Origin of the sequence: Kineococcus aurantiacus, from assembly GCF_013409345.1 — a bacterium.
In the GTDB taxonomy this organism is placed as follows: domain Bacteria; phylum Actinomycetota; class Actinomycetes; order Actinomycetales; family Kineococcaceae; genus Kineococcus; species Kineococcus aurantiacus.
On sequence record NZ_JACCBB010000001.1, the window covers coordinates 3,474,719 to 3,496,900 of the forward strand.

Annotated in this window: 25 protein-coding genes; 18 read left to right on the plus strand and 7 right to left on the minus strand. The window is 74.1% G+C overall.

The genetic code is table 11. The features are described 5' to 3' along the window. Positions 1-27: 27 nt before the first annotated feature. Positions 28-1,395 (minus strand): extracellular solute-binding protein, encoded by a 1,368-nt coding sequence (locus BJ968_RS16790; protein WP_179753772.1) that lies wholly within the window; start codon positions 1,393-1,395, stop codon positions 28-30. Positions 1,396-1,621: 226 nt separating this feature from the next. On the opposite strand from BJ968_RS16790, the gene BJ968_RS16795 reads away from it, so the two are divergent. From BJ968_RS16795 to BJ968_RS16810, 4 genes are all read left to right on the plus strand, one after another. After that, complete coding sequence (locus tag BJ968_RS16795; RefSeq protein WP_179753774.1) at positions 1,622-3,469, plus strand: sugar-binding domain-containing protein; 1,848 nt, start codon at positions 1,622-1,624, stop codon at positions 3,467-3,469. A 107-nt stretch (positions 3,470-3,576) separates the two neighbouring features. After that, positions 3,577-4,833: a CAP domain-containing protein gene (locus tag BJ968_RS16800; RefSeq protein WP_179753776.1), complete on the plus strand. Its 1,257-nt coding sequence runs from the start codon at positions 3,577-3,579 to the stop codon at positions 4,831-4,833. Positions 4,834-4,843: 10 nt separating this feature from the next. Beyond that, complete coding sequence (locus BJ968_RS16805; RefSeq protein WP_179753779.1) at positions 4,844-5,911, plus strand: aldo/keto reductase; 1,068 nt, start codon at positions 4,844-4,846, stop codon at positions 5,909-5,911. Positions 5,912-6,004: 93 nt separating this feature from the next. Then, positions 6,005-6,358 (plus strand): ANTAR domain-containing protein, encoded by a 354-nt coding sequence (locus BJ968_RS16810; protein ID WP_179753780.1) that lies wholly within the window; start codon positions 6,005-6,007, stop codon positions 6,356-6,358. A gap of 4 nt (positions 6,359-6,362) precedes the next feature. Here BJ968_RS16810 and BJ968_RS16815 read toward each other — a convergent pair whose 3' ends face one another. After that, a complete protein-coding gene (locus BJ968_RS16815; RefSeq protein ID WP_179753782.1) occupies positions 6,363-7,085 on the minus strand; it encodes an ANTAR domain-containing protein in 723 nt (240 codons plus the stop codon). Between the two features lie 102 nt (positions 7,086-7,187). Beyond that, complete coding sequence (locus tag BJ968_RS16820) at positions 7,188-7,460, minus strand: hypothetical protein (RefSeq protein WP_179753784.1); 273 nt, start codon at positions 7,458-7,460, stop codon at positions 7,188-7,190. Positions 7,461-7,628: 168 nt separating this feature from the next. Between BJ968_RS16820 and BJ968_RS16825 the strand changes: the two genes are divergently transcribed. Genes BJ968_RS16825 through BJ968_RS16840 form a run of 4 tightly spaced genes read left to right on the plus strand, consistent with a single transcriptional unit; the run spans position 7,629 to position 11,849 of the window. Then, positions 7,629-8,237, plus strand: a complete 609-nt coding sequence (locus tag BJ968_RS16825) for a biliverdin-producing heme oxygenase (RefSeq protein ID WP_179753786.1) — start codon at positions 7,629-7,631, stop codon at positions 8,235-8,237. Further along, positions 8,234-10,501: a SpoIIE family protein phosphatase gene (locus BJ968_RS26845; RefSeq protein ID WP_179753789.1), complete on the plus strand. Its 2,268-nt coding sequence runs from the start codon at positions 8,234-8,236 to the stop codon at positions 10,499-10,501. Before BJ968_RS16825 ends, BJ968_RS26845 begins: the two co-directional genes overlap by 4 nt. Continuing rightward, complete coding sequence (locus BJ968_RS26850) at positions 10,498-11,517, plus strand: DUF4037 domain-containing protein (protein ID WP_179753790.1); 1,020 nt, start codon at positions 10,498-10,500, stop codon at positions 11,515-11,517. Before BJ968_RS26845 ends, BJ968_RS26850 begins: the two co-directional genes overlap by 4 nt. Beyond that, complete coding sequence (locus BJ968_RS16840) at positions 11,514-11,849, plus strand: hypothetical protein (protein WP_179753792.1); 336 nt, start codon at positions 11,514-11,516, stop codon at positions 11,847-11,849. Before BJ968_RS26850 ends, BJ968_RS16840 begins: the two co-directional genes overlap by 4 nt. On the opposite strand, the gene BJ968_RS16845 is transcribed toward BJ968_RS16840, so the two are convergent. Together BJ968_RS16845 and BJ968_RS16850 are read right to left on the minus strand one after the other, a co-directional pair. Next, complete coding sequence (locus tag BJ968_RS16845) at positions 11,850-12,413, minus strand: dihydrofolate reductase family protein (RefSeq protein ID WP_179753794.1); 564 nt, start codon at positions 12,411-12,413, stop codon at positions 11,850-11,852. A gap of 12 nt (positions 12,414-12,425) precedes the next feature. Next, complete coding sequence (locus BJ968_RS16850; RefSeq protein ID WP_179753796.1) at positions 12,426-13,466, minus strand: substrate-binding domain-containing protein; 1,041 nt, start codon at positions 13,464-13,466, stop codon at positions 12,426-12,428. 291 nt (positions 13,467-13,757) lie between these two features. Between BJ968_RS16850 and BJ968_RS16855 the strand changes: the two genes are divergently transcribed. Genes BJ968_RS16855 through BJ968_RS16875 form a run of 5 tightly spaced genes read left to right on the plus strand, consistent with a single transcriptional unit; the run spans position 13,758 to position 18,747 of the window. Further along, entirely contained in the window at positions 13,758-15,086 is a 1,329-nt protein-coding gene (locus tag BJ968_RS16855; protein ID WP_179753798.1) for an extracellular solute-binding protein, read from the plus strand. Between the two features lie 8 nt (positions 15,087-15,094). Continuing rightward, positions 15,095-16,012, plus strand: coding sequence for a carbohydrate ABC transporter permease (locus tag BJ968_RS24910; RefSeq protein WP_425491581.1), 918 nt, complete (start codon positions 15,095-15,097; stop codon positions 16,010-16,012). A gap of 2 nt (positions 16,013-16,014) precedes the next feature. Continuing rightward, positions 16,015-16,896, plus strand: a complete 882-nt coding sequence (locus BJ968_RS16865; protein WP_179753800.1) for a carbohydrate ABC transporter permease — start codon at positions 16,015-16,017, stop codon at positions 16,894-16,896. Between the two features lie 13 nt (positions 16,897-16,909). Then, positions 16,910-17,635 carry a ThuA domain-containing protein gene (locus tag BJ968_RS16870; RefSeq protein WP_179753802.1) on the plus strand — a complete coding sequence of 242 codons (726 nt, stop codon included), beginning with the start codon at positions 16,910-16,912 and terminating at the stop codon, positions 17,633-17,635. Further along, positions 17,620-18,747 carry a Gfo/Idh/MocA family protein gene (locus BJ968_RS16875; protein WP_179753804.1) on the plus strand — a complete coding sequence of 376 codons (1,128 nt, stop codon included), beginning with the start codon at positions 17,620-17,622 and terminating at the stop codon, positions 18,745-18,747. The genes BJ968_RS16870 and BJ968_RS16875 overlap by 16 nt, the downstream gene beginning before the upstream one ends. 102 nt (positions 18,748-18,849) lie before the next feature. Here BJ968_RS16875 and BJ968_RS16880 read toward each other — a convergent pair whose 3' ends face one another. After that, a complete protein-coding gene (locus BJ968_RS16880) occupies positions 18,850-19,236 on the minus strand; it encodes a VOC family protein (protein WP_179753806.1) in 387 nt (128 codons plus the stop codon). Positions 19,237-19,337: 101 nt separating this feature from the next. Between BJ968_RS16880 and BJ968_RS16885 the strand changes: the two genes are divergently transcribed. The 5 genes from BJ968_RS16885 to BJ968_RS16905 are packed head-to-tail and all read left to right on the plus strand — an operon-like array spanning position 19,338 to position 21,991. Beyond that, positions 19,338-19,808, plus strand: coding sequence for a sigma-70 family RNA polymerase sigma factor (locus BJ968_RS16885; protein ID WP_179753808.1), 471 nt, complete (start codon positions 19,338-19,340; stop codon positions 19,806-19,808). Between the two features lie 47 nt (positions 19,809-19,855). Continuing rightward, a complete protein-coding gene (locus BJ968_RS16890) occupies positions 19,856-20,461 on the plus strand; it encodes a methylated-DNA--[protein]-cysteine S-methyltransferase (protein WP_179756877.1) in 606 nt (201 codons plus the stop codon). Further along, complete coding sequence (locus BJ968_RS16895; RefSeq protein ID WP_218885126.1) at positions 20,458-20,895, plus strand: VOC family protein; 438 nt, start codon at positions 20,458-20,460, stop codon at positions 20,893-20,895. The genes BJ968_RS16890 and BJ968_RS16895 overlap by 4 nt, the downstream gene beginning before the upstream one ends. After that, positions 20,892-21,428 (plus strand): DUF1697 domain-containing protein, encoded by a 537-nt coding sequence (locus tag BJ968_RS16900; protein ID WP_179753810.1) that lies wholly within the window; start codon positions 20,892-20,894, stop codon positions 21,426-21,428. The genes BJ968_RS16895 and BJ968_RS16900 overlap by 4 nt, the downstream gene beginning before the upstream one ends. Then, complete coding sequence (locus BJ968_RS16905; RefSeq protein ID WP_343078081.1) at positions 21,425-21,991, plus strand: DUF6328 family protein; 567 nt, start codon at positions 21,425-21,427, stop codon at positions 21,989-21,991. Before BJ968_RS16900 ends, BJ968_RS16905 begins: the two co-directional genes overlap by 4 nt. Here the strand turns inward: BJ968_RS16905 and BJ968_RS16910 are convergent. Further along, on the minus strand, positions 21,943-22,182 hold the full coding sequence (locus tag BJ968_RS16910) for a hypothetical protein (RefSeq protein ID WP_179753812.1): 240 nt from the start codon (positions 22,180-22,182) through the stop codon (positions 21,943-21,945). The two genes, BJ968_RS16905 and BJ968_RS16910, sit on opposite strands and share 49 nt — an antisense overlap.

Consider the following 22,182-nt stretch of genomic DNA (forward strand, 5'->3'; position numbering starts at 1 on the left):
CGGGGCTCGGGGTCGTGGGGTGCGCGGTCACAGCGGGTTCGCCGTCCGCGCGTAGGTCTCCAGCTGGGACCGGATGCGGGCCACGGCCGCCTCCGGGGTCGACAGCCCCTGCATGACGAGGCCGATCTGCGAGCCGGTGACCGTCTCGAAGTTCGAGCCCGAGCCGGAGTACCAGGCCGCCGGGTCGTACGAGGCGTACGTCGCGGTCTCGGCGTAGTCGGCCTGCGGTTCCAGCGTCTTGTACTCCTCGCTGTCGAAGATCGGCAGGTAGGTGGGGACGTGGCCGCCCTCGGCCCACGTCATGCCCTGCTCGAGCATCGAGTGCACGAAGCCCATGGCCCGTTCCAGCTGGTCGGCGTCGCGGTCCATCTTCGGCAGCACGAACGCGTGCGAGTCGGCGTGCGCGGCCGGCTTCTCGTACAGCTGGGGGAAGGCGGCCATGCTGAAGTCCAGGCCCTCGATGCTCTGCAGCGTCGTGATCTCCCACTCGCCGTTCATGAAGAACGCCGTCTCGCCCTGCGAGAGCATGAGCTCGGCGCCGGGGACGTCGACGACCTTCGGCATGAGCCCGGTGTCGGTCCAGCGCTGGATCGCCCCGAGGGTGTCGACCATGAGGTCGTCGTCCATGGTGATCTCCTGGCCCTCCTCGCTCATGAGCGGCGCGGCACCCTCGCGCTGGCTGTAGAGGGTGTTCACGAAGCGCCAGCAGTTGGAGTCGTCGCCGACGGACGCGGTCGCGGCCCCGTAGCGGCCGGTCGTCTCCTTCGCGGCCGTCAGCGCCGCCTCCCAGGCCTCCAGGCCCTGGATCCTCGCGAGCTTGCCGTCCGCACCGAGGAGCCCGGCCTGCTGGCAGACCTCGGTGCCGTAGAACAGCACCCAGGGGTGGGTGTCCATGGGGATCGCGTAGGACTGCCCCTCGAACGAGGCGGCCTCCCACGCCGCGGGGGTGAAGTCCTCGACCTCGAGGCCCACCAGCGCCAGCGTCTCGTCCGTGATCGGTTCCAGCAGGCCCGCGGCGGCCAGGTTGGAGGCCCGGGTGAGGTGGGCGACCGCGACGTCCGGCGGCTTGTTCCCCAGCGTCGCCAGCGACACCTTGGTGTAGTACGGGTTGCCCCAGGCGAAGGTGGCCGCGACCAGCGAGTCCGGGCTGCCCTGCTGCTTGCGGTACTCGTCCAGCATGAGCAGCAGGCGGGCGCCGTCGCCGCCGCCGAAGAGGTTCCAGAAGGTGACCGTCCCGGGGTTGAGCGGCGTGCCGGCCAGGCCGGCGGCCAGCGGGGAGCCGCACCCGGCGGTCGCGGCGACCAGGCCGAGCCCGCCCGCGGCGGCACCGCCGCGCAGCAGGTTGCGCCGGCTGAGGGCACCCCGGGGGGAGGGGTTGGGGGGATGGCTGTTCACTCGATGTCCGTCCCTGCCGTCGTTGGCGGTCGTGGTCACGATTCGTGCTCACGACTGACCAGGAACAGCACTGTCCCGGTCAGTGGTGCGGAACCTAGCACGGGCTTTGCAACGCTGCATAGATGTTGCGGAACCGCTGCGGGGAGGTCGCGGGAGGGTTGCTTGCAACGATGTACTTCGCCCGGCAGACTGGACCGGCACGCCCATCGACGACGAGGAGCAGCACGTGCCCACCACCCCGCGCCCCGAGTACCCCCGACCCTCGATGGTCCGCACCGACTGGGTGAACCTCAACGGCACCTGGGGCTTCGAGGTCGACCGCGGCGACTCCGGCCTGGAGCGGGGGCTGCGCGAGCGGGACCTGACCGGCACGATCACCGTCCCCTTCGCCCCCGAGTCCGAGCTGTCCGGCGTCGGGGACACCGACTTCCTGGCCGCCGTCTGGTACCGGCGGGAGCTGACGATCCCCGCGGCGTGGGCCGGTCGGCGCACGCTGCTGCACTTCGGCGCCGTCGACCACGACGCCACCGTCTGGGTCGACGGCGAGGAGGTCGTGCGCCATCGCGGCGGCTTCACCCCCTTCACGGCCGACCTCGGCCACCGCACGGGCACCGTCACGGTCGTCGTGCGCGCCCGCGACGACCGGTACGGCCCCCAGGCCCGCGGCAAGCAGTCGACCCGGTACGGCAACTACGAGTGCCTCTACACGCGCACCACGGGCATCTGGCAGACCGTGTGGGCCGAGCCGGTGCCCGACGTCAGCCTGGGCCGGCCCCGGATCACCCCCGACGTCGCCGGCTCCACGTTCCACCTGGAGCAGCCGCTGCGGCGCGGCGGCGGCCCGGCGGGCACCGGCGCGGCGGGGGACCGGGCGGGCTGGACGCTCACGGCCTCGGTCCGCGACGACGCCGGGCAGGTCGCGAGCGCCACCGTCCGCGCCGACCTGGACCTGTCCCCGCGCCTGGTGCTGCCCGTGCCCGCCGACCGGGTCCGGTTGTGGGGCCCGGAGGACCCCCACCTGTACGACGTGACCGTGACGCTGACCGACGCCGACGGCGCCGTCGTCGACACCGTGGAGACCTACGCGGGGTTGCGCTCGGTGAGCATCGACGGCAAGGCCGTCCTGCTCAACGGCCGCCCCGTGTTCCAGCGGCTCGTGCTCGACCAGGGGTACTACCCCGACGGGCTCATGACGGCCCCCACCGACGAGGCGCTGCGCCGCGACGTCGAGCTGGGCCTGGCGGCCGGTTTCAACGGCGCCCGCCTGCACCAGAAGGTCTTCGAGGAGCGGTTCCTGTTCCACGCCGACCGGCTCGGGTACCTCGTGTGGGGCGAGTTCGGCGACTGGGGCGCGGCCGAGGAGGGCAGCAGCCACCGCGGGGAGTACCAGCAGCCGACGCCGAACTTCGTCGCGCAGTGGCTCGAGGCGCTCGAACGGGACTACTCCCACCCCTCGATCGTCGGCTGGTGCGGGCTCAACGAGACCCACCAGCCGCTCACCGACCGCGGGCAGGTCCTCGACGACGTCACGCGCGCGATGTTCCTGGCCGCCAAGGCGATGGACACCTCCCGCCCCGTCCTGGACGCCTCGGGCTACTCCCACCGCGTCCTGGAGTCGGACGTGTGGGACTCGCACAACTACACCCAGGACCCGGCGCAGTTCGCCCGCGAGATGGCCGGCCTGGCGAAGGGGGAACCGGACACCAACTTCGTGCACGGCACCAGCACCGTCATCTCCCTGCCGTACCAGGGGCAGCCGTGGTTCTGCAGCGAGTTCGGCGGGATCTGGTGGCGGCCGGACACCGCCGCCAGCGACTCCTCGGTCGACCGCGGCGCGGAGTCGTCGTGGGGTTACGGCGAGGCCCCGCGCAGCGAGGAGGAGTTCCACCACCGCTTCGAGGGCCTGACCGGCGTCCTGCTGGGCGACCCGCTGATGTTCGGGTACTGCTACACCCAGCTCACCGACGTGTTCCAGGAGCAGAACGGCGTCTACTCCTTCGACCGGTCGCAGAAGCTGGACGTGGCGCGGGTGCGCGCGGCCCAGCTGCGGCCGGCGGCGATCGAGGAGGCCTAGCGCGCCGGCGCGGCGGGGCCGGTCACCCAGCGTCACCCGGCTGCGGCCGGACGGGGCCATCCGCGCGGGCGCTGCCGTGAGGCGCCCGGCGCGACGATGCCTCCCGGGTGACCCGTTCCTGCTTCCTCGCCCCCGTGCTGGCCGCGCTCGTGGCGCTTCCGTGCGCCGGGGGCCTCGAGCTGGCGTCCGCCGCACCCGCGGCGGCCGCCGCGCAGGTCCTGCAGCCCGTCGTGCCCGCCGCGACCCAGCAGCAGCAGGTCCTCGACGGGTTCAACCGCGAGCGCGCCGCCGCCGGCGTGCCCGCGGTGACCCTCGACCCCCTGCTGGAGACGGTCGCGCAGGACTGGGCCGACGTCCTGGGCCAGGGCGACGGCATGCGGCACAATCCGGCCCTGGGCACGCTGCTGTCGGGTTTCCCGGCCTGGGGCGAGATCGTCGCCACCGCCGACACGGGCAGCCCCGACACCCACGGCCTCCTGAACGGCGACCTGGCCGTCCGGACGTGGGTGGCCTCGCCCGCGCACCGGGCCGTGCTGCTGGACCCCGAGCACACCGCCGTGGGTATCGGGCTCGTCCACACGACGCTGTGGTCGGGGGGCCGGACCGTGTGGCGCTCCTACTGGGTCGCCGACTTCGGGGCCGCCCGCCGCACCCCGCCGGTCGCCGACGGTGCGCGCAGCTACGCCGGCGTCCCCGTCGAGGGCGCGATCCTGGGCACCTACGGGGCCACGGGCGCGGACGCCGGGTACCTGGGGCGCCCGGCCGCCGCCGAGTTCGGGCCGCTGCGCGCCGGCGGGTTCGGGCAGCACTTCGCGGGCGGCTCGATCTACTGGAGCCCGGCCACGGGCGGGGCCGTGGTGCGCGGGGCCATCCGCGACCGCTGGGCCGCCCTCGGCTGGGAGGGCGGGGCGCTGGGCTACCCCCTGGGCGCCGAGTTCGCGGTCCGCGGCGGTGCGGTGCAACGGTTCCAGGGCGGCCTGGCCTACTGGTCCCCGGCCACCGGCGCGCAGGTGCTGAGCGGGCCCGTCCTCGACGCCTACGGCGCGACCGGGTGGGAGAACGGGTCCCTGGGGTTCCCCACGACGTCGCTGACGCGGCTGCCCGGCGGTGCGTTCGCGCACTTCCAGCACGGGTCGATCTACACCGCCGCCGCCGGGACCCACGTCGTGCCGCCCGCGGTCCGCGACGCGTGGGCGGCGCGGGGCTGGGAGACCGGCCCGCTCGGCTACCCCGTCTCCGGGGCCCGGACCGTGGCCGGCGCGCTCGTGCAGGACTTCCAGGGTGGCACCGTCACGGTCGGCGGCGGGAAGGCCGTCGTGCGGACCGTGGACCTGGCGCGGGCCGCGCGGGCGGCACGGGGGTAGCGTCCGGACCATGGAGTACCGACGACTGGGAAGGTCGGGGCTGCGGGTCTCGACGATCACCATGGGGACGATGACGTTCGGCGGGAAGGGGGGTTTCGCCGCCGTCGGGAACACCGACGTCGACGCCGCCCGCCGCCAGGTGGGCCTGGCCCTGGACGCCGGCGTGAACCTCCTCGACACCGCGGACATGTACTCCGACGGTCTCAGCGAGGAGATCACCGGCGAGGTCCTGCAGGGGCTGGACGCCGGCCGCCGCGAGGACGTCCTGGTCGCCACCAAGGCCCGCATGGTCGTGGGCCCCGGCCCCAACGACGGCGGCGCGTCTCGCTACCACCTCGTCCGCTCGGCCGAGCGGAGCCTGAAGCGGCTGCGGACCGACCACATCGACCTCTACCAGATCCACGAGTGGGACGGGCAGACCCCGCTGGAGGAGACCCTCGAGGCCCTCGACACCCTCGTCCGCTCCGGCAAGGTCCGCTACGTCGGCGTCTCCAACCACACCGGCTGGCAGCTCATGAAGGCCCTGGCGACCTCCGACGCACACGGCTACCAGCGCTACGTCTCCCAGCAGATCCACTACACGCTGCAGGCCCGCGACGCCGAGGACGAGCTCGTTCCGCTCAGCCTCGACCAGGACCTGGGGATCCTCGTGTGGAGCCCGCTGGCCGGGGGCCTGCTGTCCGGCAAGTACCGCCGCGACGCCAGCGCGCCCGAGGGGTCGCGGCACCTGGGGGAGTGGAGCGAACCGCCCGTCCACGACGAGGGCAAGCTCCACGACATCGTCGACGCCCTCGTCGAGGTGGGTTCCGCGCACGGCGTCTCGGCCGCGCAGGTCGCCCTCGCGTGGCTGCTGGGCCGACCCGGCGTGACGTCGCTGGTCGTCGGGGCCCGCACCGAGGAGCAGCTGGCCGACAACCTGGCCGCGGCCGACCTCGTCCTGGCCGACGACGAGCGGGCCCGGCTCGACGCCGTCAGCGCCGTCCCGCTGCGCTACCCGCACTGGCACCAGCTGGCCACGGCGAAGGAACGCCTCTCGGAGGCTGACCTCAGTCTGCTCGGACCGCACCTGTCGTCGTAGGATCCTCGTCGGCTTCGCACCGCCCAGACCTCGCTGCGCGAACCGCCTCCCGCCGACCGGCGGGGGGTCGGCTGCACCGGAGGACGCACGAGGATGCTCAACGGTTCGCGCCGCCTCGACGGCGCGCACGAGGACGGCGTGCACGTGGACGGTGTGCACGTCGACGGCGTGCACCAGGACGTCGACGTGGAGGCCCTGCAGGCCGAGGTGGAGCAGCTGCGGACGGCGCTGACGCGCCGCCCCGTCATCGACATGGCCAAGGGCGCGATCATGGCGCTGCTGCGCTGCGACGAGGACACCGCCTTCCGGCAGCTGTCCGAGGTCTCCCAGCGGCACAACGTCAAGCTCTACGACCTGGCCTCGGCCCTGCTGGGCGACCTGCGCAGCGCCGAACCGGGGACCGGGCCGGTCGACCGCCTCGTCCAGCGGAACTGGACGAGGCGGTGAACCCCTACGCCTGCCCCGCCGGGACCTCTCCGAGCTGGGCGACGACCTCGCTCGCCACGTCCCGCAACCGCCGCCGCTGAGCCCGGGCCCGGGTGCGCAGCTGCGTGAAGGCGTCGTCCGGGTGGACCCGGTGACGTTCGGCCAGCACGCCCTTCGCCTGCTCCAGCACGACCCGGCTGTCGAGGGCCTCCTGCAGCTGGTCGCGCAGCCGGTCGCCCTCGGCGCCGGCCACCAGCTGGCCGATGCCCACGGCGCCGAACGAGGCCATGGCGTGCGCCACGTCCGTCTCCACCGCCGAGAACGGGCCCTCGCGGTCCCGGAACAGGTTCAGGGCACCGACCGTGCGGCCCAGCACCTGCACGGGCAGGGTGTGCACGGAGACGATGCCCTGCGAGATCGCCTTCGCGGCGAACCGCGGCCACCGCGCGGTCAGCTCCGCCGCGGTCGAGGCCGCCGTCGGGGTGGCGTCGCGGTAGCAGTCCAGGCACGGGCCCTCGTCGTTCTGCAGCTGGAACAGCTCCACGACGACCGCCTCGCTGGAACTGGCCGCCAGCAGGCTCAACCGTCCCGCGGCGTCCTCCACCAGGAACCCGACCGCGCTCGCGGACACCAGGTCCGCCGTGTGGTGCACCAGCCGGTGCGCCAGGTCCAGGGGCTCACCGCGCTGGGCCAGCACCCCCGCCACGTCGGCCACCGCCGCCGCGACCGCGTCCGCACGAACGTCCACCGAACCCCTCCCGCCGACCGACTCCCCCCGAGGGTGCCAGGCCGCGCGCGCGGGCGCGTGCCGGACGGCCCGGTCGGGGCGCGACGGCCGGCCCGGGACTGGTCAGCCCAGGAACGTGGAGGGGTCCGGGCCCGTGCTGCGGGGCAGCGCGCGCGCCGGCGGGCGGCACCGGCGCTCCAGGTCGTTGATCTCGCGGGCGCTGCGGGCCAGCTCCTCCTCGGCCGGGTGCTGCGCCGTGGTGCCGGCGACGAGCCGCCAGCGGTCGGCGTACGCCTCGCGCAGCTCCTCCAGGGGGCGGTCTCGCAGGTCCAGCGCCGCGAGCGCCCCGCGCTCCAGCGACGTCTCCAGCGGTCTCTCCAGCGGCGTCGTGGCCATCGGGCACCTCACCGTCTCGGGGTCCGCGGCTCGTCCCTGGACCACGGAGGATGCCGTTGAGCGAACCACCCGCGGCACGGCCCGGCAACCCGGAGCGTGTCCGGCCCGCCGCAGCGGGTTAGCGTCGAACCGGACCCGGTGCCGCACCGGCACCCACGAGGAGGAACGTTGCCCCAGACGCCCGCGCCCCGGCGTGACCCGGACGGTGCGCTCGCGCGGTTGCGCGCGGCGACGGCCCGGGCCCACCACGACCTCGACGCCTCCCTCGCCGTCGTGGACCGTCCCTGGGACCGGACCCGGCACCGCCGCTGGCTGGAGCTGACGTGGGGGCTGCTGGCCCCCCTCGAACGGGCGCTGGCCGCCCAGGCCGCGCACGACCCGGGGGCGCTGGAGGCCACCTCGCGGGCGCGCGCGGACCTGGCCCTGGCCGACCTGCGCGTCCTGGGCGCCACCGGCGCCGAGCTCGCCGCGCTGCGCGAGTGCCCGGCCGTGCCCGCCGTCGCCGACCGCCCCGCCGCGCTCGGGGTCCGCTACGTCCTGGACGGCTCGACGCTGGGCGGCAAGCTCATCGCCGCGGCCGCGGTGACCGCCGGCGTGCCCGCGGCCGCCACGACGTCGCTGACGGGGCGGGCCGGGACCGGTCGCCGCTGGCGGGAGACGGTGGCGGCGCTCGAGGGCACCGGGCCCGGTGCCCTCCCGGCGGTCGTCGAGGCCGCGCGCGCCACGTTCGCGGCCTACCGGTCGTGGCTGGCGCCGCTGGCGGAGCCGGTGCCGTGAGCGAGGTCAGCCCGTACGTCCCGGTCTACGGCGAGGTCGACCTCACCAACTGCGACCGCGAGCCCATCCACGTGCCGGGGGCGGTCCAGCCGCACGGGTTCCTGCTGGCCGTCGACCGCGGGGACGAGAGGGTCGTCGTGGCCTCCGGGACCACCGCGGACTTCCTGGGCCGCAGCGCGCAGGAGGTCGTGGGCCGGCCGCTGGCGCAGGTGCTGGGGGACCGGCTGGCGGCCGACGTCCTGGGCGTGGAGGCCTCCGACGTCCTGTCCGAACCGCTGCGCGCCCGGCTGGAGCCGGCCCCGGGCGCCGGGTCCGACGCCGGGTCCGACGCCGGGACCGAGGTGGACGTCGTCGTGCACCTGTCGGGGGAGCGGCTCGTCGTCGAGGTCGAGCCCGTCGACACCTCCCCGGCGGGCGCCCCCGTCTCCTACCGCACCGCGCGGGCCGCGGTCTCCCGGCTGTCCGAGACCTCCTCGGTCGACCAGCTGTGCCGGCGGCTGGCCCACGAGGTCCGCCGGCTCACCGGGTTCGACCGCGTCATGGTCTACCGGTTCGACGCCCAGTGGAACGGCGAGGTCGTCGCCGAGGACCGCCGCGAGGACCTCAACGCGTTCCTGGGCCTGCACTACCCGGCCGGCGACATCCCCGCCCAGGCCCGGCGGCTCTACACGGTGAACTGGACCCGGCTCATCGCCGACGTGTCCTACGTCCCCTCGCGGCTGCACCCCGTGCTGGACCCCGCGACGCGGGCGCCCCTGGACCTGTCGTTCTCGGTGCTGCGCAGCGTCTCGCCCATCCACGTGGAGTACCTGCGCAACATGGGCGTCACGGCGTCGATGTCGGTCTCCCTCGTCCAGGACGGGCAGCTGTGGGGCCTCGTCGCCTGCCACCACTACTCCGGCCCGCACCGCCCGTCCCACGACGTGCGCTCGGCGGCGGAGTTCCTGGGGCAGACCGCCTCCCAGCTCATCCTCAGCCGCCAGCGCGCCGACGACCGGGAGGACGTCCTGCGCGCCCGGGAGCTGCTGGCCGCCGTGGTCGCCGACGTCGCCGGGTCCGGTCGCGAACCGCTGAGCGGTCTGGCCGGCGACGAGCGGCTCCTGGAGCTCGTCGGCGCCGGCGGGGCGGCGCTGTGGGACGGCAGCCGGCTCCTGACCCTGGGCCGCGTCCCGGGACGGGCCGCGCTGCAGCGCACCGCGGCCGTGCTGGCGCGCGCGGACGGGGCGCCCACGTTCACCGACCACCTCGCCTCCCTCGCGCCGGGCCTGGCCGAGGTCGAGCGCGAGGCGGCGGGGGCGCTGCGCGTGGGGCTGGGCGCGGACCGGTGGCTGCTGTGGGTGCGCCCGGAGCAGGAGGAGGTCGTCGACTGGGGCGGGGACCCGCGCAACAAGGAGATCGCCGCCGCCGAGGGGCCCGACGTCCGGCTCAGCCCCCGCAAGAGCTTCGAGAAGTGGCGCGAGACCGTCCGCGGCCGCAGCACCCCCTGGCAGCGCTGGCACGCCGAGACGGCCGAGCAGCTGCGCAACCAGCTGACCTCCCTCGTCCTGGGCCGGGCCCGGGACCAGATCGCCATCGCCGAGTCGCTGCAGCGCGCCGTGGTGCTCGACGAGGCGCCGGCGTTCGACGGGCTGCAGGTCCTGGCCCGGTACCGGCCGGCGGAGGGCTCGCAGCTCGGCGGGGACTGGTGGGACGCCCTGGGGCTGCCCGACGGCCGGGTCGCCGTCGTGGTCGGGGACGTCGCCGGGCACGGGGTGCACGCGGCGGCCGCCATGGCGCAGCTGCGCACCGCCCTGCGCGCCTACCTGCTGGAGGGCCACGGCCCGGCCGGCTGCCTGGACCGCCTCGACGAGCTCGTGGGGACGCTGTCCGGCCCGCGCACGGCCACGGCCGTCGTCGCCGTCGTCGCCCCCGACCGGGCCACGGTGCGCTTCGCCAGCGCCGGTCACCCCCCGCCCCTGCTGGCCGCCGGCGGGACGTGCCGGCCGCTGGACGTGCCGTCGCGGCCGCTGCTGGGCGTCGGGGCCGGCCGGGCCACCGACGTCGACGTCGACCTGCCGCCGGGCGGTTGCGTCCTGCTGCACAGCGACGGCCTCGTCGAACGCCGCGGCCGGTCCCTGCGGGAGACGACCGGGCTGCTGCGCGCGGCCGCGGCCCCCGGCCCGGTGGGGGAGGACCTCGGTGCGTTCGTGGAGCACCTCATGACGGTCGTGCCGGGGGCCGAGGGCGACGACACCACCCTCGTCGCGCTGCGGCGGCGGCCGTGAACGGCGCCGGGCTCGCGCGGGCCTTCCACGTCGAGGTCGTCGCCCCGCTGGTGCGGGAGCGGTTCGGGGACGTGCCGCTCGTGGCCGGGCGCTTCGGCGGCGGCTCCGACGTCCTCGGCCTCGACGACGACGTCTCCACCGACCACGACTGGGGGCTGCGGACGACCCTGCTCGTCCCCGCCGGGACCGCCGGTGTCGACGAGCACCTGGAGCGCGCCCTGCCGCGGGAGTTCGCCGGGCACCCGGTGCGCTTCGCCACGACGTGGGACCCCGCGGTGCGGCACCGGGTGGAGGTCGGGACCGTCGAGGGGTTCGTGCGGTCCCGGCTCGGCGTCGGCCCGCGGGAGCGGTGGTCGGTGCCGGACTGGCTGTCGTTCACCGGCCAGGCCGTCCTCGAGCTCGTCGCCGGTCCCGTCTTCGCCGACGACGAGGGGCGGTGGGCGGCCCTGCGCGACCGGCTGGCCTGGTACCCCGACGACGTCTGGCGCCACCTCGTGGCCAGCGCGTGGCGGCAGCTGGAGCAGGAGCTGCCGTTCGTCGGCCGCACCGGCTCGCGCGGCGACGACCTGGGCTCGCGGCTGGTGACCGCCCGGCTGGCCGGGGTGGCGGTGCAGCTGGGCCTGCTGCTGGACCGCCGCTGGGCCCCGTACGCCAAGTGGGCCGGGACGGTCTTCGCCGCCTCCCCCAGCGGGCGCGTCCTGCCGGACCTGGCGCGGGCGCTGGGCGCGCAGGACTGGCCCGCGCGCGAGGCCGGGCTGTGCGCCGCGCTGGAAGGGCTCCTCGCGCGGCAGCGGGAGGTGCTCGGCGGACCGGCCGCCGCGACGCGCCCGTTCCACGACCGGCCGTCCCGGGGGGTCGCGCAGGACGTGGCCGAGGCCGTCCTCGTCGGGGTCGGCGACCCGGCCGTGCGCGCGCTGCCGCGGGGGGTGGGCGCGCTGGAGCAGTGGTCCGGCGCCGTCGACGTGCTCGTGCGCCCGGACCTGCGGCGGGTCCTGGCGGCGGGGGTGTGCCGGTGAGCGCGGCCGAGGACGCCCTGCTGGGGGCCGTGACGCGGGCGGGGGAGACCGTGCTGGTCTCGCTGCCGCTGACCGGCGGGGTGCTCGGCGGCGGGGGCGCGCTGGCGGTCTCGGCGCTCAGCGTGTGGCTGGCGCAGCCGCAGCTGCTGGGCGGGGCCTCGACGGCCTCGGTCCCGCGCACCGAGCTGCGCGCGGCGAGCGCGCGGCGGACCCGGTTCGGCGGGCACGTCCTCGAGCTGGAGCTGGGCGGGGGGCGGATCCGGCTCGGCACGCGCGCCGACGCGGCGGACGTCGAGGAGCTGCTGCGAGTCCTCGACGTGCCCCGCGGGTGATCAGCGCAGGACGTCGTAGACGAGCTTGACCACGCCGTTGGGGTAGGTCTGCGACTCCACGACCCGCAGCCGCTCCTTGTCCTTGTCGGTCTCGCTCCACAGCCGCAGACCCGCGCCGAGCAGCACGGGGAAGACCAGCAGGTGGTAGCGGTCGACCAGCCCGGCGTCGGCCAGGGCCTTGCCCAGGGTGGCGCTGCCGTGCACGGCGATGGGGCCGCCCTCGGTCTCCTTCAGGGCCGCGACCTCGTCGAGGGAGCGCAGGAGGGTGGCCGGCCAGCGGTCGTCCTGCTGCTGCAGCGTCGTGGAGACGACGTAGCGGGGCATGGCGTTGTACCCGGCGAAGTCGTCCATCGTCGGCCACACCGGCGCGAACGCCTCGTAGCTGGTGCGCCCGAGCAGCAGGGCGGTGGTCTCGCGCTGCTCGCGGTCCTTGATCTCGTAGACCGCGGGGTCGAACTCGACGTCCTGGAACGTCCAGCCCGCGTTGCGGTACCCCGGTTCACCGCCGGGGGCCTGCACGACGCCGTCGAGGGAGGTGAAGGCGGTCACGACGAGGGTGCGCACCCGCCGAACGTACTACCGCGGGGGTGCCGTGGACTCCCGGACGACCAGTTCGGTCGCCAGCTCCACGTGGTGGGAGTCCAGCCGCTCCCCGCCGGCCATCCGCAGGACCGTGCGCAGCGCCACCCGCCCCATCTCCCGCAGCGGCTGGCGGACCGTCGTCAGCGGGGGAGCGGCCATCGGGGCCAGCTCGGTGTCGTCGAAGCCGGTGACGGACAGGTCGTCGGGCACGCGCAGCCCCAGGGTGCGGGCGGCCTCCATGATGCCCAGGGCGATCGAGTCGCAGCCGCCGACGACGGCCGTCGGGCGGTCGGGCCCGGCCAGGATCCGGGCCCCGAGGCGGCGGCCGGCGTCGTAGCGGAAGTCCTCGTTGACGATGTGCTCGGGGGCCGGGGCCAGCCCCGCGGACTCCATGGCCGCCCGGTAGCCGTGCAGCCGCGCCTGGTTGCACTGCGATCCCGGCGGCCCGCCCACCCACGCGATCCTCCGGTGCCCCTGGGCCAGGAGGTGGTTGGTGGCGCTCATGCCGCCGGTGAAGTTGGTGGACCCGACGCTGGCCACCTCCCGGCGCGGCATGTTCAGCGGGTCGATGACGACCAGCGGCACGTTGACGGCCGCGAGGGCGTCGACGTGCGCCCCGGTCAGCTCGCCCGTGACGACGATGACGCCCGTGCGGCCGGTCTGGGCCAGCGAGCGCGCCCACGAGCGCGGCGGCACGGGGTAGCGGCCCATCCGCTGGTCGCGCATGAGGCCGACGACCACGGCCGTCCCGGCCTCCCGGGCGGCCTCCACCACGCCGTCGACGACCGTCGTGGCGTAGGAGGAGAAGTCGCCGTCGATGAGGAACTCGACGGTGGCGTTCACGGTGTTGGGCCGGCGGGCCGACGGCGGGGAGTAGTCGTGCGCGGCGAGCAGGCCCTCGACGAGCGCGCGGGTCTCCGGCGAGACGTCCTCACGGCCGTTGACGACCTTCGAGACGGTCGCGACCGAGACCCCGGCGCTCGCGGCGATGGTCGCCAGGGTCGTCTTGTGGCTTGCTCGTGGACTGTCCAGCACGGGTCCTCCTCGACTCACGTTGGCGTGACTGTACGGCTACCGGGCCCCTGCTGGCTACGGGTTCTCGAAAGTTTTCGAGACACGATCGTGACTCCTGGCCGTTGTCCCGCAGCACATCACGAGGCGGTCTCGGTCGAGTTGGTCGAAAGCTTGACCGAAACGCTGCGGGCAACTTATGGTCCCTTCAGACGACGCGGTCGAAATGTTTTCGACCGCGATCGCCGCGGCCCCACCCGGGGTCGTGGACGAGGGCAGCCGCAGGGAAGCGGCTCGGCACAAACGGAGATCACTGTGGATCACAACCGCGCTTCGCGTCGGTCCTTCCTCGCCCTGGCGACCGCCACGCCGCTGGTCGCCACGGTCCTGGCCTCCTGCGGTGACTCGGGCCCCGCCGGGTCGGGCTCCGCCGACACCGCCACGGACTGGATCCTCACGGGCCAGCCCAAGGAGGGCATCCGCCAGACGGCCGTCGACGACTGGAACGAGGCGCACGAGGACCAGCAGATCAAGACGAGCGCCTTCCAGAACGACGCCTACAAGGCCAAGATCAAGACGGCCATCGGCGCCGGTCAGGCCCCCACCATCATCTTCGGCTGGGGCGGCGGCACGCTGCGCGACTACGCCCAGCAGAACCTCGTCGACGACCTGACCCCGTGGCTGCAGGAGAACCCCGACGTCAAGGACCGCCTGTTCGACGCCGCGTTCGCCGCCGGCACCGTCGAGGGCAAGGTCTACGGCCTGCCCACCGAGACGGTGCAGCCGCTGGTGCTCTTCTACAACAAGAAGCTCTTCGGGCAGGTCAACGCCGAGCCGCCCACCACGTGGGACGAGCTGATGGCCCTGGTGCCGAAGTTCAACGCCGCGGGCATCGCGCCGATCTCCCTGGGCGGGCAGTCGCGCTGGACCAACATGATGTGGCTGGAGCTGCTGTTCGACCGCATCGGCGGCCCGGAGCTGTTCGAGTCCATCTACAACGGGCAGCCCAACTGGACCGACCCGGCCGCCATCGACGCCCTCACCAAGGTGCAGGACCTCGTCAAGGCCGACGGCTTCATCAAGGGCTTCGCGTCCATCACGGCCGACTCCAACGCCGACCAGGCCCTGCTGTACACCGGCAAGGCCGCCATGATGCTGCACGGCACCTGGACCTACGGCGGCATGAAGACCGACGGCGGCGACTTCGTCTCCGGCGGCGACCTCGGGTACATGAACTTCCCGGCCGTCACCGGCGGCAAGGGCGACCCGGCCAACACCTTCGGCAACCCGGCGCAGTACGTGTCGATCTCCTCCAAGGCCACCCAGGCCCAGAAGGACATCGCGCTGGCCTTCTTCAAGGGTGGCCTGCTGCAGGAGAAGGAGGCCGAGGCGTACGTCACCGAGGCCGGTGAGGTCCCCATCCTCAAGGGCATCGACTCCTCGTTCTCCGGCTCCGACGACGCCGACTGGCTCAAGTTCGTCTACGACCTCGCCACGAACGCGCCGTCGTTCGCGCAGTCGTGGGACCAGGCCCTGTCGCCGACCGAGGCCGAGACCCTGCTGGACAACATCGAGAAGCTCTTCGGCCTGGCCATCACGCCGCAGGAGTTCGCCGACAACATGAACGCGGCGATCGGCTCGTGAGCGCCCCCGTGAGCGCGGCACCTCCTGCGGTCGCGGCCAAGGTCCCCTCGGCGAAGCACACGTCGACGGGTCGGCTGGGATGGCTCGTGCTGCCTGCGCTGCTCATCTTCGTGGCCTTCGCCGTCGTCCCCCTCATCGGCGTGTTCGTGCTGAGCTTCACGTCCTGGGACGGGATCGGGTCCATCAGCTTCGCCGGCTTCGACAGCTGGAAGTCCGTGCTCACGGACCCGGGTCTCCCGCACGCGCTGTGGATCACCTTCCTCATCATCGTGCTGTCGTGGATCGCCCAGACGCCGCTGTCGATCCTGCTCGGGGTCTTCATCTCCGGCAGCCAGAAGTACCGCGCGGTCCTGGCCGTGCTGTTCTTCCTGCCGCTGCTGCTGTCGGCCGCGGCCGTCTCCATCGCCTACAAGGCGCTGCTGGACCCGAACTTCGGCCTCGGGCCGGGGCTGAACCTGAGCTTCCTCACGCAGGACTGGCTGGGCCGGCCCGCGCTGGCCATGGGCGTCGTGATCTTCATCATCGCCTGGCAGTGGATCCCCTTCCACTCCCTGATCTTCCAGGGGGCGGTGCGGCAGATCCCGGCCTCGATGTACGAGGCGGCGCAGATCGACGGCGCCGGCCGCATGCGGCAGTTCTTCTCCATCACGCTGCCGCAGCTGAAGAACACCCTCATCACGTCCTCCACGCTGCAGGTCGTGGGGTCGCTGACCACGTTCGACCTCATCTTCGTCCTCACCGGCGGCGGGCCGAACGACGGCACCCGGGCCCTGGCCCTGGACATGTACCTCACCGGTTTCCGCGCCAACCAGATGGGTCTGGCCTCGGCCATCGCCGTGATCCTGGTCGTCGTCGGCCTCGTCCTGGCCCAGCTCCTGCAGCGCCTCGGCGGCCGTGAGCGCAACTCGCAACTCGAAGGAGCCTGACGATGGCGACGCAGACCGCGAGCGCGCGGACCGGGTCCTCCTCGGCCGGTGCCCCCCGCAACGGCACCACGCACCGCAAGAACTGGGCGGGCGGCGCCTTCGGGTGGCTGTGGCTGCTCATCGTGCTGATCCCGATCTACTGGATCGTCATCACGAGCTTCAAGACCTCGGCGAACTACTTCGGCACCAACCCGCTGGTCCCGCCGTCGTCGCCGACGCTGGACAACTACAAGCTCGTGCTCGAGAACGACTTCGCCCGGTACTTCATGAACTCGGTCATCGTGACCGTGGGCGCGACGATCCCGGCCGTGCTCGTCTCCTTCATGGCGGCGTTCGCGATCGTCCGCGGCGCCGGCCGGTGGCTGAAGGCGGCCAACTCGCTGTTCCTCATGGGGCTGGCGATCCCGCTGCAGGCGACGATCATCCCGATCTACCTGATCATGATCAAGCTGGGGATGTACAACTCGTTCGGTGCGCTGATCCTGCCCTCGATCGCGTTCGCCATCCCGCTGACCGTCCTCATCCTGAGCAACTTCGTGCGCGACGTCCCCAACGAGCTGTTCGAGGCCATGCGCATGGACGGCTCGACCGAGTGGGGCACCATGTGGCGGCTGGCGTTCCCGCTGACCCGCCCCGCCCTGGTGACGGTGACGATCTACCAGGGTCTGCAGATCTGGAACGGCTTCCTCCTGCCCCTGATCCTCACCGACCGGGCCGAGATGCGCGTCCTGCCGCTGGCGCTGTGGACCTTCCAGGGGCAGTACTCGGTGAACATCCCGGCCGTGCTCGCCTCGGTCGTCCTCACGACGCTGCCGATCCTCGTGCTGTACGTCGTCGGCCGTCGTCAGCTCCTCTCCGGCCTCACCGCCGGCTTCTCCAAGTGACAGGGGTTCCCTCGTGACTCGCCAGGCTCTCGTCGTCCGCGGCGGCTGGGACGGGCACTCGCCCGTCGAGGCCACCGAGCTGTTCATCCCGCACCTGGAGGCGAACGGCTTCACCGTCCGCGTCGAGGACCTCGGCACCGAGTTCGGCTCGTCCTCCACGGCGACGCCGAAGATCTACACCGACGCCGAGTACCTCGCGACGGTGGACCTCATCGTCCAGTGCAACACCATGAACACCATCGAGAAGGAGGAGTTCGAGGGGCTGCGCGCCGCCATCGAGGCCGGTACCGGCTTCGCCGGCTGGCACGGCGGCATCGCCGACTCCTACCGCTCCAACTCCGACTACCTCACGCTGGTCGGCGGGCAGTTCGGGTGCCACCCGGGCAAGCACCCCGACGAGCGCGAGGGGGGCCCGCAGGACAACTACGTGCCCTACACGGTCAACGTGCTGCCCGAGGCGGCCTCGCACCCGATCACCGAGGGCATCGAGGACTTCGACCTCGTCACCGAGCAGTACTGGGTCCTGTCCGACGACTACGTCGACGTCCTGGCGACGACGACGCAGGCCGTGCGGGAGTGGGACCCGTGGAACCGCCCGGTGACCTCCCCGGCGGTCTGGACGCGCCAGTGGGGGAAGGGCCGCATCTTCGTGGCCACCCCCGGGCACGACCCGCAGACGCTGAAGAACGAGAACGTCAAGACGATCATCGAGAGGGGCCTGTTGTGGGCAGCCCGTTGAAGGTAGGCGTCGTCGGGGCCGGGGTCATCTCCGCCCAGTACTCGGCGTCCTTGAAGCGGCTGCCGCAGCTGCAGATCACCGCGGTCAGCGACTTCGTCCCCGAACGGGCCCAGGCCCTGGCCGACGAGCACGGCGCGCAGGTCCTGTCCCTGGACGAGCTGCTCGCCTCGCCCGAGGTGGACGTGGTCCTGAACCTCACCCTGCCGCGCACCCACGCCGAGGTGGCGCTGGCCGCCATCGCGGCCGGCAAGCACGTCTACGGCGAGAAGCCGCTGGCCATGGACGTGGCGGAGGGGCGCGACGTCGTCAAGGCCGCGGCCGCCGCGGGCGTCCGCGTCGGCTGCGCGCCCGACACCGTGCTGGGCACCGGCATCCAGACCGCCCGCGCCCTGGTGGACGCCGGCAGGATCGGCACCCCGCACTCGGCGACGGCGTTCATGACCACCCCCGGTCACGAGCGCTGGCACCCCCAGCCGGACTTCTACTACCAGCCCGGCGGCGGCCCGCTGCTGGACATGGGCCCGTACTACCTGACCTCGCTGGTGCACCTGCTCGGCCCGGTCACCCGCGTCGTGGGTGCCTCCTCGCGGCCCTCGCAGTCGCGGACCATCGGCTCGGGCCCGCGCGCCGGGGAGTCCTTCGGGGTCACCATCGACACCCACATCACCGGCATCCTCGAGCACGCCTCCGGCGCGCTGTCGACGCTCATCATGAGCTTCGACACCTGGGCCGCGCGGCTGCCGCGCATCGAGGTCCACGGCACCGGCGGCTCGCTGTCCGTGCCGGACCCGAACATGTTCTCGGGGGCCGTGGAGCTGTTCGCCGCCGAGACCGCGCCGGCGCCGGGTCCCGACGTCGACCCCGCGGCGAACTGGGTGGACGTCGGCGCGACGGCCGGGTTCGTCGACGCCGGCCGCGGCTACGGCCTGGCCGACCTGGCCCTCTCGCTCGACGAGGGCCGCCGCCACCGCGCCAACGACGAGGTCGCCCTGCACGTCCTGGAGATCATGGAGTCGGTGCAGCGGGCCGCGGACGCGCACTCCTCGGTGACGCTGACCACCACGTGCGAGCGCCCCGAGGCCATCGGCACCCCGGTGGACCTCACCGCCTGACCCGCCGCAACCGCCCGAACCCCGCGCCCGCGGCCGTCCCCCCGGACGGTCGCGGGCGCGGTCGCGTTCCCCGCCGGTGGCGGGGCCGGTGCCGGGGCGGGGTCAGGCCGAGTCCAGGCACAGGCAGAACAGGTGCCCGGCCGGGTCGGCGTACACGCGCCACGACGGGTGCTCCGCCTCGTCCTGCACGAGCCGGCCACCGAGCTCGAGCACCCGCGGCTGCGTGCTGTCCCAGTCGGCGACGTGGAAGTCGAGGTGCACCTGCTGCGGCACGTCCCCGGCCGGCCACGTGGGCGGGACGTGGTCGGGGGCGAGCTGGAAGGCCAGGTGCAGCCCGGGGACGTCCCCGCGCACGTTCACCCACTCGTCGCCGGAGGTGTCCTCGTCGACCCGCCAGCCCAGCAGGGCCGCGTAGAAGGCGGCGAGGCCGCGGGGGTCGGGGGTGTCCAGGGCGACGGTGGTGAACCGGACGCCGGTCTGCTCAGCCATGGCCCGAGCCTTCCCCTCCGCGTGCCACGCTGTCCAGGTCCTCCCGGCGGGCGACCTCACACCCGGGCCGTCCCGGGCGTTGGCAGGGTGTGAGAGCACCGGTGGAACCCTTCGAGCGGGTCGTGGACCAGCACGGCGCGGTCGTGCTGCGGGTCTGCCGCGCCCTGGTGGGGGCCGACGCCGCGCAGGACGCCTGGTCGGAGACCTTCCTGGCCGCGCTCGTCGCCTACCCCCGGCTGCGGCCGGACAGCGACGTGCGCGCCTGGCTGGTGACCATCGCCCACCGCAAGGCCGTCGACGTCCTGCGGGCCCAGGCCCGGCGCGCGGTGCCGGTGGCCGACCCGCCCGAGCCGCCCTCGTCGGGGGAGCACCCCGGCGACGGGCGCGCGGACGTGTGGGCCGCGGTCGCGGCCCTGCCCCCCAAGCAACGGCGGTGCGTGGCCTACCACCACGTCGCCGGCCTGCCCTACGACGAGGTCGCCGCCCTCGTCGGGGGCACCCCCGCTGCCGCCCGGCGCGCCGCCGCCGACGGCATCGCCACCCTGCGGCGCACCTGGGAGGAGGCATCGTGACCGGCCCTGCGAGGAGCACCGCGAGGAGCACCGTGGACGTCGTAGCCCTGGACGTCGTGGCCCTGGACGGGACCGGCCTGGAGGTCGAGGTCGAGGACCTGCACCACCGGCTGGTGCTGCGCGCCGCGGCCCAGGGGGTGCTCGACGTCGCCTACCGGACCCTCGACTCCCCGGTCGGGTCGCTGCTGCTGGCGGCCACCGGGGCCGGGGTGGTGCGCGTCGCCTTCGAGCGCCAGGGGCACGACGCGGCCCTGGACGAGCTGGCCCGGCGGGTCAGCCCCCGGGTCCTGCGGGCACCGGCCCGCCTGGACGCGCTGGCCCGCCAGCTGGAGGAGTACTTCGCGGGCCGGCGGACCGGTTTCGACGTGCCCCTGGACCTGACGCTGGCCTCGGGGTTCCGGCGCCGGGTGCTGGACGTGCTCGGGGGCATCCCCTTCGGCACGACCCTCAGCTACGCGGGCGTCGCCGGTGGGGCGGGCAGCCCGCGGGCGGTGCGGGCCGTGGGGACGGCGTGCGCGCGCAACCCGCTGCCGCTCGTCGTGCCCTGCCACCGGGTCGTGCGCAGCGACGGCAGCCCCGGCGAGTACGCCGGGGGAGCCGCGGCCAAGGGGCGGTTGCTGGAGCTGGAGCGAGCCGCCAGAGTGGGTGCGTGAACCGGCTGGACGTCCTCACCCTCGCCGTCCCCGACGTCGACGTGGCGCGGCGGTTCTACCTCGACGGCCTGGGGCTGCGACCGGTGTTCGACCTGCCCGGCGAGATCGTCTTCCTGCAGCTGAACCACGGGCTGACCGTGGCCCTGTGGAGCGCCGACGCGCTCGCCGCCGACCTGGGGCAGGAGCCGGGGTCGGTCGTGCCGGGGCAGGGTTTCACCCTGGCGCAGGTCGTCGACAGCGAGGCGGAGGTCGACGCGGTGACCGCCCGGGCGCGGGCCGCGGGCGCCGACGTCCTGAAACCCCCGCAGCGCGCGGCGTTCGGCGGGTACCACTCCTACGTGCGCGACCCCGCGGGAGTGCGCTGGGAGATCGCGCACAACCCCGGCCTGACCGTGGACGTCGACGGCACGGTGCACCTGCGGGCGGTCCCGTGAGGTGGGTCGTCCTGCTGCGCGGGGTGAACGTCAACGGGGTGACGGTCAAGGCGGCCCCGTTGTCGGCCTGCCTGCAGCAGGCGGGGTTCACCGGTGTCCGGTCGGTGCTGGCCAGCGGGAACGTGACGTTCGAGGCCGAGGACGGCGTCGGCGCCGAGGACGTGCGGGCCCGGGTGGAGCAGGCGCTGCGGGAGGGTTTCGGCTACGACGCGCGGGTCGTGGTGCTGACCCCGCAGCGGCTCGCCGAGGTCGCCGCGGCCTACCCCTTCGCGCGCGAGGACGAGGTCCGGCACCCGTACGTGGTGTTCGCCTCCGACCCCGACCGGCTGGCCAAGCTGTTCGGCCGGCACGTGCCGAACGACGTCGAGCAGGTCGAACTGAGCGGCGACGTCGTGTACTGGGGCTGCCCCAGGGGTTCCAGCACGGACACGCCCTTCGCGAAGCTGTCGTCCGCGGCGCGCTGGAAACCGGTCGTCACGACGCGGAACCTGCGCACCGTCGAGAAGCTGGTCACCGTCGCGGGTGCGGCGTGAGCGGCGCGAGCGGCGTGGAGGACCCCGAGGGCCCCTACCGGGCGCTGCGGAACGAGACGCCGACCGAGCGGCTGGACCGGAACTGGGCCGAGCTGCTGCAGGAACTGCGGGTCGTGCAGACGGGCGTCCAGCTGCTCACGGGTTTCCTGCTGACCCTGCCGTTCCAGTCCCGCTTCGAGCAGCTCGACCGGTACCAGGTGCGGGTCTACGTCGCGGTCCTGCTCCTGGCGGTGACCGCCGTCGTGCTGTTCGTCGCGCCCGTGGGGTACCACCGGGCGTTGTTCCAGCAGCGGTCCAAGGCCCGGCTGGTGGCGGCGGGGTCGGCGTTCGCCAAGGCGGGGCTCGTGACCGTCGGGCTCACCGTCTCCGGCGGCGTGCTGCTCGTGATCGACGTGGTCGGCGGGCGCACCGCCGGCTGGACGGCCGGCGGCGCGGTCGCGGCGCTGATCCTCGTGTGCTGGTACGTCCTGCCCCGCCGGGCGCGGCGGCTGGCGGTGCGGGCCCGCCAGGAGGGTCAGGCCAGCGCCGCCGAGAGGTCCGGCACGAGCCGGGAGACCCCGTAGGGGACCGGGAGCACGCTGCCGCAGGTCATCGCCCCGCGCACGTCCAGGTCGGGCAGGACCGTCCCGCGGGCGTCCTGCGGGGAGGACACCCCGTACCCGTCGTGGGGGAGCGGCCGACCACGCCGGTCCTGTCCCGCGGACCCGGGGTGGTCGGCGACCGCGTCGGCCAGGGTGCCGGCGGTGCGTCCCAC